The organism is Embleya sp. NPDC020630, assembly GCF_044334985.1.
Taxonomy (GTDB): domain Bacteria; phylum Actinomycetota; class Actinomycetes; order Streptomycetales; family Streptomycetaceae; genus Embleya.
Genome location: NZ_JBIRUB010000001.1, coordinates 851,010 through 867,423, shown reverse-complemented (window position 1 = coordinate 867,423; position 16,414 = coordinate 851,010). Strand labels below are relative to the sequence as shown.

Sequence of the window (16,414 nt, the reverse complement as noted above, 5' to 3'; positions counted from 1 at the left end):
GGCGGAAGTCTTGGGCCCGGGTACCGCAGGACATCGATAGTGAGGTGGTCTCCGGTCGAGCAACCGCGATCCCCGCGCCCCCGACGGCAGTTCGGTCGGGCCCGCGGAAACATGAAGCCGGCGCAGTATCACGGCCGGCAGGTGGTGTAGCAGTTCCTTCGGGGCCCTGGTGCCGTACGGCACCGGGGCCCCTCTATGCGTTCCCGAAGCGAAAAGACGAGCAACCTGTGGGGTGTGGCACCCCCGGGCGCTCTCCTCTCTGGGTGTTGGGGCCGCGTTCCTCCCTGCGCAGTCGACTCCCGGGGCCGGACGACGGCCCCGACGGTCCCTGGCCTCGCCGCCGTTGCCACGCGCAACCTGCGGGACCTCCCGGACGGGCGCGCGGGCGCCCGGCCCGCGACCACGTCGCCGATCCGCGGCGCCTCGCGGTCCGGATCACGCGCTCCCCCGCCCCTGGGTATTCGCGCGCGGGCGTACCGCCATCGGACGTCGGGCGACGACGGCCCCGCCGCCCCGAACGCCGACGTCACGCGCCCGCCCCCGGGCGGCCGACCCGAGGCGGCAGGCGTTCACGTCGAGCGCATCGGCCGAAGCAGTCGGCGGCCTGCCCGGCGCGAAGGGAACGACGAGTCGCCCGCCGACGGGAATACCGGACGGGCAGGAGAGCAACCGTGAGCGAGGGTTTCCGTGAGCGAGGGGTTTCCACATCCGAGGGTGCCGGAAAATCTGTCGTGCATGGAGTAGACATCAGAGGACTCGATGGCTATGTTTTCTGTCGTAACCAAGCGAATCAGTGAGGCGCGACGGAGACGAACCGGCGCGCGTTGTTGAGGGTTCGACAGCAGAGTCCCGGGGCCGTTCGTTGTTCGGCAGGGGTTCCGGAGACTGGTTGTCGGGCCGAGGAGAAACCGAAGGCGGCCCACGGGGTCGCCGCGCAGGACAGGCAGTACCCAGCAGTACCCGGCAACACGCGGCAATACGTTGCACAACGCAGGACAGGAGAGGAAGGAGCGAACGCCATCCGGATCGCCCGCTCGGCACGGTGAGACTTCGGCCGAGTGGGATCCGTGGAGACGCCGATACGAAAGGTCGTCCGCGGTCACGCAATTGCGATCCCCGCACCCCCACCTGTTGGGAAGCGTGCGGAACGGATAGGCCGGCACCTCGGTGTCGGTGGATGGTGTGGATTTCTTTCGGGGCCCTGGTGCCGTACGGCACCAGGGCCCCTCGACGCGTTTCCCGAACAGCTCCCACGGACGTGAACTCCAGAGAGGCGCCGATGGCACCCGAATCCGGCTCGACCCCGACCAGCACCGACAGGCTCGACGACGACGACTACCCCGCCTACACCATGGGCCGCGCGGCCGAACTGATCGGCGCCTCGCAGGGCTTCCTGCGCGCGATCGGCGACTACGGTCTGATCACCCCCCTGCGCTCCGAGGGCGGCCACCGCCGCTACTCCCGCTACCAACTGCGCATCGCCCAACGCGCCCGCGAACTCGTCGACCGGGGCACCGCCATCGACGCCGCCTGCCGCATCGTCATCCTCGAGGACCAACTCGAGGAGGCCCTGCGCCTGAACGCCGAACTTCGCGACGCCAACGAGACCCGACCGCCCGAGAGCCCCTGACCCCCTGAGGACGCCCGGCGCGGATCGACGCCGCCACCGAAACCGCCGGGCTCGATTCCCCCCGAGGACTCACCGGAGTCCTCGTTGCGAGCGGCAACCCCCCACCCGGATCGCGGCGGAGCCCGCGACCGGGACCCTACCGAGGCCGAGGGCCCATTCGACGACAGGAGGCAGGCGATGAAACGAGACCCGGGGGACATGGCCGCCCTGGCGAAGCGGCTGGCCACGGCGGCGGAGCAGCTTCTCCTGGCCGTCAAGGGCATGGACGACCTCGGCTGGTCGACCGACTCGTACAGCAGATCGCACCTGCGCGACATCGCGGACTGCCTGGCCGGCACCGCCACGCGCATCACCGCCCTTCACGGCGCTCCCGGAACCCGCGACGACGCGACCGGACACACACGCTGACGGACCCGACGACACCCGCGCGGCAGGCCGCGTACCCGAGGCAGACATCGGTCGATCCCAAGACGGCGGGGCCCTCGAGACATGGGGCCGCTTCCGCACGAGGTGGGCAGTCGCGGTGGAGGGTGCGCCCGGGGTTACGGCTCCGGTTCGAGGCAGAGGCCGACTTGGTGTCCGCCCGCGCGCACCTGCACACCCGTGTTCTCGGGATCGCCGAGGAGCGTGGGTGGCGCCGTGGTGCCCGAGGTCACCAGGGCGTAGGCGCGGGCCAGTGCCACCAACGCACCGGATGCCTGACCGGCGTGTCGCTCGGTGACGGCCCGGGCTGTTGCGGCGATGGCCTGGAGGAGCTGCTCGCGGGCCTCGGCCGCCGCCGGAAGCTCGCGCAGAGGGATCACGGCGGGAATCCCCGGGGCCACGTCCGCGCCGAGTTCCTCGTCCGGCGTCGACCGCTGTTCGGTGGTCACATGATTCCTCTCGGCCGGCCGCTGCACGTGACGTCAGGCTGCTGCGCCGGCCGACCCGACGTCAGGACAACGAGGCCAACGCCACCGACACCGACGCAGGCAGTGTCGGTGCCCAACCGGACGGCGATGATCCGGCCCGGCTCGTCGGAGGGCAACGCCTCGTCACGGCGTTTCCGGGTCGGGTGTGCCGGTGTGTTCGCCCGGGTGGGTGTCGGTTCGAGGGTGGTGGTCGGTATCGAGGCCGGCGGTGATGGCCAGGATGGACGTCGGCCCGGCCATGTCGACGACGTGCCAGGCGCCGGCCGGGTTGATGGTGGCCTCACCCGGCCGCAGCTGCACGCGCTCGCGTACCCCGTCCGTGTCGCGGTGGACCGTCACCGCCCCGCTCAGGCAGACGACCAGTTCGTCGCCGGCGGGGTGGCGCTCCCAGTGGTCGCCGGGGCCGTCGCCGTCGAAGATCATCACCATCCGGCCTTCGGCGCCGTCCGCCGCGACCGCGGCGCCGTATGCCTGGAGCACCTCGGGGCTCCAGGCGAAGCCCTCGATGGGCTTGGCGCGCGATCCCAGCCCGAGGTGCACGGGGGTGGTCCGCAGGTCGACGGCGTCGTGTTCGTCGTTGAGGAGTCTCATGCCGACGATCGTGCCGCGTCGGCGACCGGGTGGTCTTGAACGAAAGGGAACAGCAGCGCGGGCGGGTGGTGGTTATCCGGTCGCGAGGAGGACTTCCCCGCGACGCCAGGCCGTCGGCGATCGGCCCGTGAACTCGTTCCAGTCCCGGACGAGATGGGCCTGGTCCGCGTAGCCGGACGCGGTCGCCACGTCGGCCCACGGGAGCGGGGATCGCGCCGTCGCCAGTGCGTGCGCGTGCTCGAAGCGCAGGACTCGGGCGAAGGTCTTGGGCGACAGCCCCAGTTCGTCGCGAAACCGGTCGGTGAGGTGGCGACGGCTCCAGCCGAGTTCCGCGGCGACCACCCCGACCTGGACCCGGCCCCGGGTGCCGACGAGCCGGCGCCATGCCTCGGCCACCTCGGGGCGCGCCCGGTGCGCCCGGTCGCCGCCGGCGCCGGCGCCGCGTTCGACGGCTCGAAGGAGCAGTTCGTCCAGCGCGGTGAACCGCGCCGCCCATGTCGTCGCCGTTCGGAGTCGCTCGACCAATTCGATGCCAAGCGATCCGAGGAGTTCGTCGAGGGGGACGAGGTGGTGGGCGAGCCCGGCGGCGGGCATGCCGTAGACGGCCCGGGCGCCGAGCGGTGTCAGCGCGATCTGTACACCCTGCTGCCGTCCGTCGTGATGGATCGCGACGGATCGGCTGCGCAGACCGCAGGCCACGCTGTCGTATCGGGTGATCGGCGACCCGTCGTCGACGCCCGTCGCCACTTCCAAGGGGTCCGACAGGCTGATCACCGTGGTGAGCACGCGTCCCGGCGGGCCGCAGTGCACTCCCTCCGGGAACCCGCGGAGGTCGAAACCGACATACGAGTCGACGTACGGCCGCAGAGCGGCCGTCGGTCGTGCACCGGTCCCGGCGGTCGTACGATCCTCCACGCTCGTCAGTCTACGAGCCCGCGGACTCGGCATGATCACCACGCGGCCGGGCGGCACACGTGGGCCGAATCGAGCCCTGAGCCGCATCGCGCCGCCGGCCATGCCGCTTGCTGACCGGTAGTACCTGAGCGACCGGGTCCCGCCCGGTCAGTCCCTGCGCAGTACCGCGCGGCCGACGCGGCGCAGCCGGGCGGCGCGGTGGCGTCGGCCGTGCTCGGCCCGGTCCAGGGACAGCGTGGCGCGCCGCCCGCGCAGGGTGAGCGTCATCAGGTGGTTGCCGAACCACGGTCCGCCCAGCTTCGTCCACTCGACCGGCAGCGGCGTCAACCGCGCGTGGGCGGCCAGGGCGCGCCCGATGCGGGTCGCCGTACGTCCCCACCCGAACCGGAAGCCGATCCGGATCGCCGGCGGGACCGAGTTGTGCACGGGCGAGCAGGTCAGCTGGTAGACCCGGGCCGCGCCACCGGCGGCGTCGCCCGCCTGTGGCCCCTCTCCCGGGCCGAGCCAGTGCGCCTCCGCCGCGTACACGTGGTGCACGTCCCCCGACAACACGCACACCGTGGCCGGCGCCGGCCCGCCCGCCCGAGGTCCGTGCAGCGCGATGCGCCCGATCAGCGCGGACAGCGCATCGAAGGATTCGCGAAACGCCGCCCAGTGCTCCAGGTCGCCCGCCCGCCGCAACCGCTCGCTCCAGCGCGCGAGGCGGGGCCCGCGGGCGCCCGCGCACAGCGCCTCGTTCCACGACTCCAGGTCGTGGATGCCCGGCGGCAGCAGCCATGGCAGCGACGTGCCGATCAGCAGGTGGTCGTATCCGCCCTCGTCCGCCTGCTCGGTGATCCAGGCCAACTCGTCCGGGCCGATCATCGCCCGTCGGTCGGTGGTCAGCACCCGGCCCGCGCGCGAGTCGATCATCAGCAGCCGGGTCCGGCCGAAATCGCGCCGGAAGCTCCAACGCGTGGTCGTCTTGCCGTCGGCCTCCGCGTCGGCGCCCAGCGCGAACTCGTGCAGCAGCGGCCCCACATCCTCGCCCTGCGGCGCCGCGCGGACCGCCGCGAGCACCTCGTTGCGCGCCAGCGCGGCCGGGTCGAGGTTGCCGACGTGCTGGTAGATCCAGTACGACGCGAGCGCGCCCGCGATCCGCTCGGACCACCAGTCGGTCGCGGCCATGTCGGCGCGCCACGCGTGCGAGGTGTTCCAGTCGTCGATCACGTCGTGGTCGTCGAAGATCATCGCGCTGGGCACGGTCGACAGCAGCCAGCGGATCTGCGGGTCGGACCACGACTCGTGATAGAGCAGCGTGTACTCCTCGAAGTCGGCGATCTGGCCGCCCGGGGGTTCGCTCAGGTCGCGCCGCCGGGCCAGCCGGTTCTGCATCGCGCGCGAGGTCTCGTCCGCGTACACCTGATCGCCGAGCAACAGCAGTGCGTCCGGCGGCGGTTCGTCGGGCGAGCGCATCAACCGGCGGGCGAGCGTGTCCAGCGCGTCCGGGTCGAGCCGGCGCTCCTCGCCCGCCTCGGTGCTGGGCGGGCTCGACCAGCGGCAGGACCCGAACACGACGTTCAGGTCCCGCTCCTCGTCGTCGGCCGAGGGGGTACGCAGCACGCTCGGCGGAAAATTCGAGCGCTCGTCCGGCCAGCACGTCCGCTCGTCCAGCAGCACCCGGTATTCCCGCGATCGCCCCGGCGTCAGGCCCTCGACCACCACCAGCACGTAGTGGTGGCCGAAGACCGTCCACGTGGCCGCACGGCCCACGCCGTCCTCACACGCCACGGTCACCACACAGGGCGAGTCGGTCTCCACCCACACCGTGGCACTCGTGCGGTCCACGTGCCGCAACACGGGACCGAGCAACAACTCGGCCATCGTCCCCGGCCTCCTCCTCGCCGACACCCTCGATCCCCAGTGCCTGCCCACCCCACCCGACCCCAATACCCCTACGCCCCACGAACCCTTCGGGCCGGTACGCGCCAAGCACCCCCGCGGCCCGGGCGGGCGCCGGCATCGCGGCCCAGGTCAGCGCGTCCTGAAGCGGCGGAAGAGGTTTCGGGCCACGTGTACTCCCGGGCCGCCGAAGCCGACGACGTCGAGCCTGCCGTCGCCGGTGACGTCGGCGAGGAAGCGGGGATGGCGGTCGACGCGCCAGGCGCCCGCGTCGTCGGCGTAGCCGAACCCGCGGCACACCAGTCGGGCCTGTTCGAACCGGCCGTCGCCGAGGTTGTGCGCCACCCAGACGCCTTCGTCGCCGAAGCCGACGATGTCCGGGTTGCCGTCGCCGGTGACGTCGGCGAGGAGGCGGAGGTGCTTCCTGCCCGTCCATCCCTGGGCGTGTCCGAAGTCGTTCAGGACGAGTTTCGCGGGCTCGAAGGTGCCGTCGCCGCGCCCGCGGGCGACGGCGACGCCCTCCGGGCCGAAGCCGACGATGTCCGGTGCTCCGCCGCCGACGATCCCGAGCAGGAATCGGGGGTGCTCGTCGACCGAGCCCCACCCCTGTTCGACGCCGAAGTCGTCCAGGATGTAGAGGGGTTCGGCAAAGGCGCCCTCCTCGTCCCGCAGCGAGAGCCACACCCCGTCGTCGTGGCATCCGACGAGGTCGAGCCTGCCGTCGCCGGTGGTGTCGACGAGAAACCGGGGATGCCGGTCGAGGAGCCAACCCCCCGCGTCCTCGCCGGCGCCGAACGCCCGGAGCACCGGTTCGTCGGCGAGCGGCGCGAACGTGCCCTCCTCGTCCTGGAGCGAGAGCCACACGCCGTCGTCGTGGCAGCCCACGAGGTCGAGCCTGCCGTCGCCGGTGGTGTCGACCAGAAACCGGGGATGCCGGTCGACCCGCCAACCGCCGGCCTGTGCGCCGTGCCCGAACGCCTTGAGCACCGGTTGGGTGCCGGTCGGCGTGAACGTCCCGCCCTCGTCCCGCGCGGACACCCGGACGCCGTCGGCGGCGAGCACGACGATGTCGGGCCTGCCGTCGCCCGTCGTGTCCGCGAGGGTCCACAGGTCGGCGGGTTTCGGCGCGGGCGCGGACGGGTGCAGGACACGCTCGTCGTCGAACGTGCCGTCGCCTCGGGCGGTCGAGGTCAGGGCCCCTTTCGCGGGGTCGAGTCCGACGATGTCCACCGGCCCCGCTCCCGTGGTGTCCGCAAGGAACCGCGCCCCGATCCCGGCCCACCGGCCCGCCTGCCCGCCTGGCAAGGGGACGGCCCCGGCGCTCTTCCACCCGCCCGCGGCCCGGTCGCTCCCGAACCGATCGAGGACCCGGAGCACATCGCTGAAGGAGGGCGCCGCGTCGGGCACCGGCCGCAGCGCGGGCGCCCGGTTCAATCGCCAGGACCGGCGGCTGTTCCAGTGGTCCAGAGGTGCCCAGCGCAGCACGAGGTCGGCGGTGCGCTCGGGCTCGGCCGGGACGAAGCGCCACCGCTGACTCTTTGCGCCGTCGTCGTACTCGCGCAGCACGATCCGGGTGTCGTCCGCACCGGGCTCGGCGAGGTCCAGGACGGCACCATCGCTCGCGTCCTCGATGAAGTACCGGCCCGCTTCGCCCTCGACGGCGACGACGTGCCACTGCTGACTCTTCTTGCCGGCGGCGGCGTTGCCCTGGCGGACACCGCGTTCCGCGACGGCGGAGGTGTCGAGCACCTTGCCGCCCACGGCGTTGCGGATCACGTATACGTGGTCGTCCGGCGCTCCGCCGGGCGCGGCCGGCACGGGGGTGAGGTGCCACTGCTCGGGGCTCGGGCCGTCGTCGGGGAAGTCCCGGACGACGAGCGCCACATCCGTGCTCGGGGCGGCCCTGGTGCCGAGGGTCTGCCCCGTGGCGGCGTTGACGATCTCCAGCTTCAGTTCTTCCGTGGGCACGGGCATCGTGGTGCCTCTTCCAGGCGCTGCGGACGTGGGTTCGACGTGGGCTCGGGACGGGATCCGGCGCGGCGCCGGCCGCGGCTCACGTGAAGACGTGGTGGTACGGGACGTTCCACTCGCTGGGCAGGCGCGGATAGAACGTGTTGATGACCGTCCCGGTGAAGTCCCCGCCCCAGTTGTAGGTGAGGCGCACCTCGCTGTCGGCCGTCACCGCATGGTCCTTGAAGCCGAGGATGGCGTCGGGGTGGGTGATCGGTACGAAGGTGATCCCGCCCCACGGCGTCACCGTGACGACCCAGAGCTGGGTGTCCTCGGGCGCGCCGTTCTTCCCGCGCCACTTGTCGCCGACCTTGTCGGGAAGGCCGACCTGGACGGTGTCCGCCGAGCTCTTGGGCGCCTCCTGGTGCACGGTGATGCGCCTGCGCTGCGGCTTGGGCGCACCGTCGTCGCCGCGCCCGCCGTCGTCGCCCGCGGCGGGCGGTTTGGGCGTCACCCGGCCGGCGGCGCTCTCGATGAAGTACAGGGGTCGTTGTCCGAAGAAGCCGCCGGGGGTGATGTACCAGAGGTGACCCTCGGCGTCCTTGGTGGCCGGGTCGAGGGCGGTGGCCAGCTTGACCCCCTTGTCGTGGCTGTCCTCCTTCAGCTCGGCGGGCCGCAGGTAGCCGCCGTTGAAGGCGTGCACAAGCATGACCGGCCGCGTCTCCAGCAGCGCCGCCACGATCGCGTTGTCGTAGCTGTTCACCGCTACCGGGCCGCCGACCACCAAATTCGCCATCGCCGTGCGTTCTTGGGTGTACATCGCGGAAACCTCACTGTTCCGTATCAGGAGAACAACGCGTCAAACGCTCGGTCCGGTAATCTATTACGCGGAATTATCGCAGGCCGAAAACCCCTCGATCGAAAAGACGCCGAAATCGAATGGACCGCCTCAATTTACCGCCCGTGCCAACGGGTTGTCAGGGGTCGGTCGGCCTCATTCACCCGTTTGAGCGTGATGTGCACAAGCCCCTTCCCGGGCAAAGGAGCCCGTGCTAGCTTCGATTGTCCGAACGTGCGCAAATACCTGTGCCCACTTCACCGAGTGCGGTTCGACCGGAATTAGTCGAGGACGGGGAAATGCCTTCCAACGCGTACAACCTGGAACAGGCCAAGCGCCGGCCACTGACGAAGAAGAACCTGCGGGAACTCCACATCGAACAGACCTGGCAGTCGATCCTGGCCCACCCCAACCTGGTCTACGTCGACGACTACGGTGTGCGGCACAAGCCCGTCGGGTTCTCCGTGAACAAGTCGAGCTTCGGCTCCTTCCCCGGCTCCGCTTTCCAATTGGGCTGGCTCGCCTACATGAATCTCGGGGAGCCGCTGATCGAGGAGCGACGCGACATCACCCAGCCCCCGCCCGACACGTTCTCCTCGCGCGCCTACGTCAACCGCAGCACGACGTCCTCGATGAACTTCACCGACTCGGTCGATTTCACCGTGTCGAACGGCGTCACGTGGTCGCTCGGCGGCGACGCGCGGCTCACCTTCGGCGGCAGCGTCAGCGCGGCGCTCCAATTGCAATTGCAGAGCCAACTCCGCATGGATCTCCAGGCGCAGCTGCAAACGCAACTCCGAAACGACATGACGAACAAGAACGCGACCACCGTGACCAACAAGAACAGCAAGGACAACATCGGGGCGGACAACGCCACCACCACCGAGATGTCCACGACGAACTCGGCGGGAAACTCCGCGACCAACACGGTGACGAACTCGGTGGCGTTCACGACCCAGGGCAGCGCCACCGGCACCGCCACCCTCAACGCGCAGTTGGCGCTGGGCATCACGGCCTCCGTCGGCGGCTCCCTGACCACCAGTTGGGCCTCGAAATCGCAGATCTCCGGCGAGGTGCCGCCGGGTTCCCGGGTGGAGACCATCGTCACCCAACGGCGTACCCGCAAGCAGTACTCCTACGAAATCCCGGTGACTTTCTCGGGGTTGCTCGCGGTGAAGTACGCCGTGCCGGTGGCGGTCCTGTCTCCCCCGCAACCCGGCGACTACCCGGGCCTGGACACGTTGGTCGCCCGCGACATCGGCGACATCGGCCTGGCCGGCGGCGGCTTCCGGATGAAGGGGTTGGCCGAGGTCGTCTCCGCCCTGGAGGTCCACCACACGATGTTCGACGGCGAGAGCCTGATCGACAGCCAACGCGCGCTGCACAAGCTGCCTTGACCGACCCGCCGCCTCGACCGGGCGGGCGGCGGCGCCACGACGACCAGGGGTGACGACCATGGTGTTCGACAACATCTTCGGCTTCGCGGACGACAGCGCCGGGCTCTTCTCGGTGACCACCGACGGCACCAGGCCCCAGCCGGGTGCCGGCGTCGACTTCGAGGACGCCGACGACGACACGTACGACGACAAGAGCACGAGCCTGTTCGCCGGCGCGATCCACGGGGCCTCCACCCGGGCGCAGGTCGTGCAGGAGCAGTCGCCCGAGGCACGGGTCGTGCTGGGCTTCCTCGGCTCCTTCATCCGAACCACCCAGGCGTCGGCGGGCACCCAGGCCCGGTACGCCGCGGATCCCGGCTCGGTGTCGTCGGCGGCCTCCGCCGGCATGCGGGAGTCGAGTGCGACGGTGACGGAGCACAGCGGCCTGCAAAAGGACGAGGACCTGGAGACCAAGCCGAAGAAGAGCGATTTCACCAAGCCCCCCAAGGCCCCGGAGGCACCCAAGGCGGCCAAGCCGACGGCCGAGGATCCGTCGGCTTCCCGGTAGCGCACGGTGGTTCCGAGGGGGCGGGGGCGAGGTCGCCCCCGCCCCCTCGTGCGCCGCATCGCACGCGTGTCACACGGGGAGCAACTGCCACTGCCGGCCCCGGTGGTCGCCCTCCGCAGCGTGCTGCCTGATCGGCGCGCGGGCGTTGGTGTCGACGCGCAGGAGCAGACCGCTCTTCCGGTTCGCGATCTCGTACACGCGCGGGTTGTCGGTCACCGCGCCCACCGGGATCAGCCGCCACTGCTGGTGGTGTGCGTCGCCTCCCCCGTAGGCGCGTTGCGCGGCCGGCACCCCGGCCGTCTCCTGCGCTCCGACGACCTCCAACACCTTGCCGCTGCGCACGTTTTCGATCATGTACAGGATGTCGCCGTCCTCCCGGCCCACCGGGACCAGCCGCCACCGCTGGTTGTCCCTGGCCGTGGCGAGCGACTGGTGGATCTCGGCCCCGTCCTTGGTGGACTCGCGCAGGACCGCCATCCGCAGGGCGCTGCGGACGTTGGCCCAGGAGACCACCGTGCCCGACTCTGGCAGCCCGGCCGGCATCGTCGACGCGATCCGCCGCACCCGGTTGTTGACGTGGTCGGCGAAGTAGAGGGTGTCGACGCAGTCCACGGCGAGCCCGTACGGACTGTTCAACTGCGCCTTGGCGGCCGGGCCGCCGTCCCCGCCGAAGCCCGCGGTGCCCGTGCCGGTGACCGTGCCGATCGTCCCGTCGGGCGCGACCTTGCGGATCCGCTGGTTGCGGTGATCGGAGATGTACAGGGCGCCGGTGCCGTCCACCACCAGCCCCAGCGGGAAGTTCAACTGGGCCGAGGTCGCCGGGCCGCCGTCGCCGCGAAAGCCCCCGGTGCCGTTGCCCGCGACCGTGGCGATCGTCCCGTCGGCCGTGACCTTGCGGACCCGGTGGTTCTCGGCGTCGGCGATGTACAGGTCGTCCGCGCCGTCCACCGCGACTCCGTAGGGGCGGTTCAGCTGGGCCGAGGTCGCCGGGCCGCCGTCGCCGCGAAAGCCCCCGGTGCCGTTGCCCGCGACCGTGGTGATCGTCCCGTCGGGTGTGATCTTCCGGACCCGCTGGTTGTGGTAATCGGCGACGTACACGATGCCGGTGCTGTCCACCGCCACCCCCAACGGGTAGTTCAGCCGGGCGGAGACCGCGGGGCCGTCGTCGCCGCCGAAGGCCGCGGTGCCCGTGCCGGCGACCGTGGCGATCCTCCCGTCGGGCGTGATCTTCCGGACCCGGTGGTTGCCGGCGTCGGTGATGTAGACGGCGCCCACGCGGTCCACCGCCACCTCGCGCGGGGAGTTCAACTGGGCGGAGACGGCGGGGCCGTTGTCGCCTTTGAACCCCGCGACGCCGGTCCCCGCGACGGTGGAGATCCTGCCGTCGGTGGTGATCTTTCGGACCGCGTGGTTGTTGTAGTCGGAGAAGTAGAGGGTGCCGGTGTCGTCCACCGCGATTCCGTACGGACGGTTCAACCGAGCCGAAACGGCGGGCTCGTTGTCCCCCGTGAACCCCGCGGCCCCGGTGCCCGCGATCGTGCCGATCGGAGGGGCGGGGGGCTCGCCGGCCGTGGCCGGGGCGTCGGCAGTGCTCATCGTCGTCCCCTTCACCGTTGACTGACCGCTCATTACATGCGGTTGTCGGTTGATTCCAGCAAGTCACAACGGCGGTGGGATTGGCAAGGTCACGTTCGGGTGCTTTTGCGAAACTTGCCCTGGAGGGAGCGCGCCGGATCGTCGGGGGCGCCGGGGTCTACGGGACGAGGTCGTAGGTGTACTTGCTGGTGAAGTCGAGGGTCAGGCGCGGGGTGCCGCCCGGGGCGTTCGGGCCCAGGGGGGTGACGATCGGGTCGTCGATGCGGTGGCCGAGGAGGTCGGCGGAGGCCGTCATCGGTGGGGCGTAGGAGCGGCCGTGGTGGTGCATCCAGCCTTCCCAGAGCCGGTCCACGTTGCAGTGGTGCAGGTAGAAGACGGGGTCGTTCGGGGACGAGGCCGGGCCCATGTCGCCGCCCACCCAGCGGTGTACCTGGTTGTGCAGTCCGGTTCCGATGAATCCTTCGAGCCGGTTGCGGAATCCCTTCGACCCCGCGTCCCAGGGGGCGAAGTCGTAGGTGGCGAGGTCGGGATCGCCGCCGAGCAGGGCCGGCAGCGCGTGGCAGTGCACCTCGCCGTTGTTCGACACCATCAGGTGGGCGGTGACCGGCCGGTCGTCCACGGTGATCTCGTAACTGGTCCTGACGACGATCCGGTGGCCCTCGAATTCGTCCTCGCGAACACTTTCCATCGAGCCCGGCATCAGGTCCGGCACGGGCAGATCCGCGATGTACTGCGCGAGGACGGCCGGTTCGGCGGTTGCGGTGATGTCCTGATGAGTCATCAGATCTTCTCCCAAAGCACGCAAAACAAGCACGCAAAACAAGCACGCAAAACGCGCTGTCGCCTCATGTCCAGGAGACGCTCATCCGCCGACCGCTGCAACTCCTGCCGCGCCGGGCCGGCGCCGTCGCCCGCCGCGGGCCGGGTTCGGGGTGTCCCGGCGGCTGGACACGGGGCCGGTGCGGCGGCGGTTCGAGCCGGCGATTCCGGGTGACCGACGCGGTGTTGACCGGTCGTTTCGTCATCGGGTGTGGTCTTGGCACGGGAAAGCCCCATGCGGCTCGGGGGTGATCTACGCTGCCGACGGGTGCTCGGGAGCGGCACTGGGTGCGGCCGACGGGCGAGTGCGGACGACATTCGGGGGTACGGCGTGGTGGCGTGGAAGAGGGCGCGGGGCGGCGTGGTCGGGTTGGCGGTGATGGCGATGGTGGCCACCGTGTTCACCGGATCCGCGCGGGCTTCGGCGGACGAGGCGGACCGGTCCGGGGGTCGGCATCAGCAGACGCGGCGGGCGATCGATGCCGCCGTGCGGGCCGGGGTTCCCGGGGTCACCGCCCAGGCGCGCGACGGCCGGGGGGTCTGGCGGTCGGCGTCGGGGGTGGGCGACCTGAGGACGGGTGCGCCGCGCGGCCGGGACGATCGCTTCCGGATCGGCAACGTCACCGATACGTTCGTGGCGACCGTACTGCTCCAGCTGGAGGCGGAGGGGCGGCTGGGCCTCGACGACACCGTCGAGCGCCATCTGCCCGGCGTCGTCCGGGGCAACGGCAACGACGGGCGGGCGATCACCGTACGCCAGTTGCTCAACCACACCAGCGGGCTGTTCGACTACGCCCTGGACCCGGAGTACGGAGCCACGTATCTCGCGGGCGACGGCTTCCTGCGGCACCGGTACGACACGCTGACCCCCGAGATGCGCGTACGCGTGGCGCTCTCCCACCAGGCGCCGTTCGGGCCCGGTGTCCGGCACTCGTTCTCCAACACCAACGACGTCCTGGCCGCGCTGATCGTGGAGCGCGTCGCCGGCAGGCGGTACGAGGACGAGGTGCACGATCGCATCATCGAACCCCTCGGGCTCGGGGCGACGTCCAACCCCGGCAACCGGGTCCGGCTGCCCCGGCCGAGCAGCCGCGGTTACGCCAAGCTCTTCGCGGCACAGCCGGATCGCGTCGACGACGTCACCGAGACGAACGGATCCCAGACCTGGGGCAACGGCGACATGATCTCCGACGCGGACGATCTGAACCGGTTCTACGCGGCCCTGATCCGCGGGAGGTTGTTGCCGCCACGGCAGTTGGCGGAGCTGAAGACGACCGTCGACAACCCCGATTTTCCGGGCGCGTCCTACGGTCTCGGCATCGAGCGGTTCACGCTGGGCTGCGGCGTCACGCTGTGGTACCACGACGGGGGCGCACCGGGATCGATCACCATGGTCGCGCTGACCGAGGACGGCCGGCATCAGCTCGCGTTCAACTACAACGGCGGTTGGGCGGCGGAGACCATCCTGCCCATCGTGAACGCCGAGTTCTGTCCGACGCCCGCGAACACGCCGTCGGACACGCCTTCCGGCACACGCTGAGACGAGCATCGGGACGGGCGGCGCGGCGCCGCCCGTCCCGCGCCCGGCCGCACCCCCGGTGGCGCGGCGATGGCGCCAACCGTGGCGACAGGTCGACCGGATCCCGCCGGGCCCGGCGGTGCGGGCGGTGCCGCCGAGCGTGCGGACCACCGCGCCTCCACCTGGGCAAAGAGACCGCGCCCAGGTGTCGGGCCAGGTAGGCGCCGTGCGGCGCAATCGCTGTGCCATGATGGGGCACATGGAACTACGGGAGTATGTCGAGGCGCTGCGCGACGAGCTGGTCGCAGCCTCCGCGGCCGGAGATGCCGAGACTCGCGCGGTGGCCGAGCGGCTCGTCGCCCCGCTGGAGTCGGCCGTCCGGCTCACGTTGCTCAAGGTTCTGTCGGCGGCGGCCGACGAGATCACCCGGGACCTGGCACCCGGCTCGGTGGACCTGCGCCTGCGCGGGATGGATCCCAGCTTCGTGGTGACCCCGCCCTCGGGCGACGACGGCCCCGTCCAGGGCGCCCCGGAGGAGACCGACGACCCGGTGAGCGACTGGTCGACCGGCGAGTTCGGTGGCGCCAGGGGTGGCACCACGGCCCGGATCAACTTCCGGCCGCCGCAGGAGATGAAGGACGAGATCGAGAAGGCGGCGAGCCGACAGGGCGTCTCGGTCAACACGTGGATGGTCCGCGCCTCCGCCGCGGCGCTGTCCAACAGCAAGCGGTCCCATCGCGGCAAGCAGCAGTTCAACGGCTGGGTGCAGTAGCCCCCTCGTGCGCGGCGGGCCGCCCGGCGCGGTGGCCGGCCGTACGATCGCCGGCCGGTCGCGGCCGGGCCACGCCGGCCGTCGTGCCCGGACACGACGGCCCGAGCCCGGCCGTACGGTCCGCCCGTCAGGCCCGGTGGATCGTGATGTCCCCGTAGGAGGTGTGCGCCCGCACCTCGATCCCCTCCCCGAGCGACTTGGCGACCTCCTCCAGGGTGTTGTTCACGCGCCCGTATCCGGTGTTCAGGTCCAACTTCGCCGGGCTGTCCCCACCGATGCCGATCTCCAGGTCCCCGGACCCGGTCTTGAGCACGAGCGAGCCGCGGGTCACCTCCGCGACCCGGATGTTGCCGTTGGCGGTCTTGGCCTCGGTCGTGCCCCCCGAGGCGTGGCCGATGGTGATGTCACCGTTGGAGGTGCGCGCGCGCACGTCGCCGGTGACCCGGCCGATCTCGATGTCGCCGTTGGAGTTCTTGGCGTCGATCGCGCCGTCGACCTCCGTCAGTCGGATCCGCCCGGTGGCGGTGGCGACCTCGGCGTCACCGTCGACCCGGCCCACGCCGATGTGACCCGCCGTGCGCAGGTTCAACCGGCCGACGTGCTCGAGGCGAATGTCCGCGGTGGACGTCTTGTACGTGCAGTCCCCGAGGCGTCCGGAGCCGCGCAGGTCCGCCATCGCCGCCTCGCCACGCACACGCGAGCCCGTGGGCAGCACGATCGACACGTCCACCGAGCGGGACTTCCGAGAGAAGTCCACCACCACGGGCACCCCGTGCTTGGGCCCCTTGATGAGCAGTACGCCGTTGTTGTATTCGACGCGGATCTGGTCGGCCGCCTTGACGTCCGAGGCGTCCTTCTCGTCGGTCGGCCGTACCTCGACGACGGTGTCGGTGCGATCCTCGGCGGTGATCTCCACGTCACCGACACCGAGTTCGAACTCGACGGAGATCGGCTTGGGGGTCTCGAAAACAGGCATGGTTTTCCTTCCTCGTCATTTCCGGCGGGTGTCGCGGGTGTCCCCCGTGGTGGGACGGCCAGGGTGTCGGCC

At 71.1% G+C, this 16,414-nt stretch carries 15 protein-coding genes; 6 read left to right on the top strand and 9 right to left on the bottom strand.

Annotation, left to right across the window (positions count from 1 at the left end; translation table 11 throughout):
* Positions 1–1,279 precede the first annotated feature (1,279 nt).
* Both ACH4XV_RS03475 and ACH4XV_RS03470 read left to right on the top strand, forming a co-directional pair.
* Entirely contained in the window at positions 1,280–1,630 is a 351-nt protein-coding gene (locus ACH4XV_RS03475; RefSeq protein WP_395786594.1) for a MerR family transcriptional regulator, read from the top strand.
* A gap of 177 nt (positions 1,631–1,807) precedes the next feature.
* Complete coding sequence (locus tag ACH4XV_RS03470; protein WP_395786593.1) at positions 1,808–2,038, top strand: hypothetical protein; 231 nt, start codon at positions 1,808–1,810, stop codon at positions 2,036–2,038.
* A gap of 134 nt (positions 2,039–2,172) precedes the next feature.
* Here the strand turns inward: ACH4XV_RS03470 and ACH4XV_RS03465 are convergent, their stop codons facing one another.
* The 6 genes from ACH4XV_RS03465 to ACH4XV_RS03440 all read right to left on the bottom strand — a co-directional run bounded on the left by ACH4XV_RS03465 (position 2,173) and on the right by ACH4XV_RS03440 (position 8,698).
* A complete protein-coding gene (locus ACH4XV_RS03465; RefSeq protein WP_395786592.1) occupies positions 2,173–2,502 on the bottom strand; it encodes a hypothetical protein in 330 nt (109 codons plus the stop codon).
* Between the two features lie 162 nt (positions 2,503–2,664).
* Positions 2,665–3,132 (bottom strand): cupin domain-containing protein, encoded by a 468-nt coding sequence (locus ACH4XV_RS03460; RefSeq protein WP_395786591.1) that lies wholly within the window; start codon positions 3,130–3,132, stop codon positions 2,665–2,667.
* A 72-nt stretch (positions 3,133–3,204) separates the two neighbouring features.
* Positions 3,205–4,080 (bottom strand): helix-turn-helix domain-containing protein, encoded by an 876-nt coding sequence (locus tag ACH4XV_RS03455; protein WP_395786590.1) that lies wholly within the window; start codon positions 4,078–4,080, stop codon positions 3,205–3,207.
* Between the two features lie 114 nt (positions 4,081–4,194).
* A complete protein-coding gene (locus ACH4XV_RS03450; RefSeq protein ID WP_395786589.1) occupies positions 4,195–5,910 on the bottom strand; it encodes an alkaline phosphatase D family protein in 1,716 nt (571 codons plus the stop codon).
* Between the two features lie 150 nt (positions 5,911–6,060).
* The gene (locus ACH4XV_RS03445; RefSeq protein ID WP_395786588.1) at positions 6,061–7,902 is read right to left on the bottom strand and encodes an FG-GAP-like repeat-containing protein; all 1,842 of its coding nucleotides are present in this window, start codon (positions 7,900–7,902) and stop codon (positions 6,061–6,063) included.
* A 79-nt stretch (positions 7,903–7,981) separates the two neighbouring features.
* The gene (locus tag ACH4XV_RS03440; RefSeq protein WP_395786587.1) at positions 7,982–8,698 is read right to left on the bottom strand and encodes a hypothetical protein; all 717 of its coding nucleotides are present in this window, start codon (positions 8,696–8,698) and stop codon (positions 7,982–7,984) included.
* Positions 8,699–9,015: 317 nt separating this feature from the next.
* Here ACH4XV_RS03440 and ACH4XV_RS03435 point away from each other — a divergent pair, with 317 nt between their 5' ends.
* Both ACH4XV_RS03435 and ACH4XV_RS03430 read left to right on the top strand, forming a co-directional pair.
* Entirely contained in the window at positions 9,016–10,113 is a 1,098-nt protein-coding gene (locus tag ACH4XV_RS03435; RefSeq protein ID WP_395786586.1) for a hypothetical protein, read from the top strand.
* A gap of 58 nt (positions 10,114–10,171) precedes the next feature.
* The gene (locus tag ACH4XV_RS03430) at positions 10,172–10,660 is read left to right on the top strand and encodes a hypothetical protein (protein ID WP_395786585.1); all 489 of its coding nucleotides are present in this window, start codon (positions 10,172–10,174) and stop codon (positions 10,658–10,660) included.
* A gap of 69 nt (positions 10,661–10,729) precedes the next feature.
* Here the strand turns inward: ACH4XV_RS03430 and ACH4XV_RS03425 are convergent, their stop codons facing one another.
* Positions 10,730–12,256 carry an RICIN domain-containing protein gene (locus tag ACH4XV_RS03425; protein WP_395786584.1) on the bottom strand — a complete coding sequence of 509 codons (1,527 nt, stop codon included), beginning with the start codon at positions 12,254–12,256 and terminating at the stop codon, positions 10,730–10,732.
* Between the two features lie 157 nt (positions 12,257–12,413).
* Positions 12,414–13,037 carry a tyrosinase family protein gene (locus tag ACH4XV_RS03420; protein ID WP_395786583.1) on the bottom strand — a complete coding sequence of 208 codons (624 nt, stop codon included), beginning with the start codon at positions 13,035–13,037 and terminating at the stop codon, positions 12,414–12,416.
* Positions 13,038–13,409: 372 nt separating this feature from the next.
* On the opposite strand from ACH4XV_RS03420, the gene ACH4XV_RS03415 reads away from it, so the two are divergent.
* Together ACH4XV_RS03415 and ACH4XV_RS03410 are read left to right on the top strand one after the other, a co-directional pair.
* Complete coding sequence (locus ACH4XV_RS03415; protein ID WP_395786582.1) at positions 13,410–14,615, top strand: serine hydrolase domain-containing protein; 1,206 nt, start codon at positions 13,410–13,412, stop codon at positions 14,613–14,615.
* Between the two features lie 238 nt (positions 14,616–14,853).
* The gene (locus ACH4XV_RS03410; protein ID WP_395786581.1) at positions 14,854–15,366 is read left to right on the top strand and encodes a hypothetical protein; all 513 of its coding nucleotides are present in this window, start codon (positions 14,854–14,856) and stop codon (positions 15,364–15,366) included.
* Between the two features lie 127 nt (positions 15,367–15,493).
* Here the strand turns inward: ACH4XV_RS03410 and ACH4XV_RS03405 are convergent, their stop codons facing one another.
* Positions 15,494–16,342, bottom strand: a complete 849-nt coding sequence (locus ACH4XV_RS03405) for a DUF4097 family beta strand repeat-containing protein (protein WP_395786580.1) — start codon at positions 16,340–16,342, stop codon at positions 15,494–15,496.
* Between the last annotated feature and the right edge of the window lie 72 nt (positions 16,343–16,414).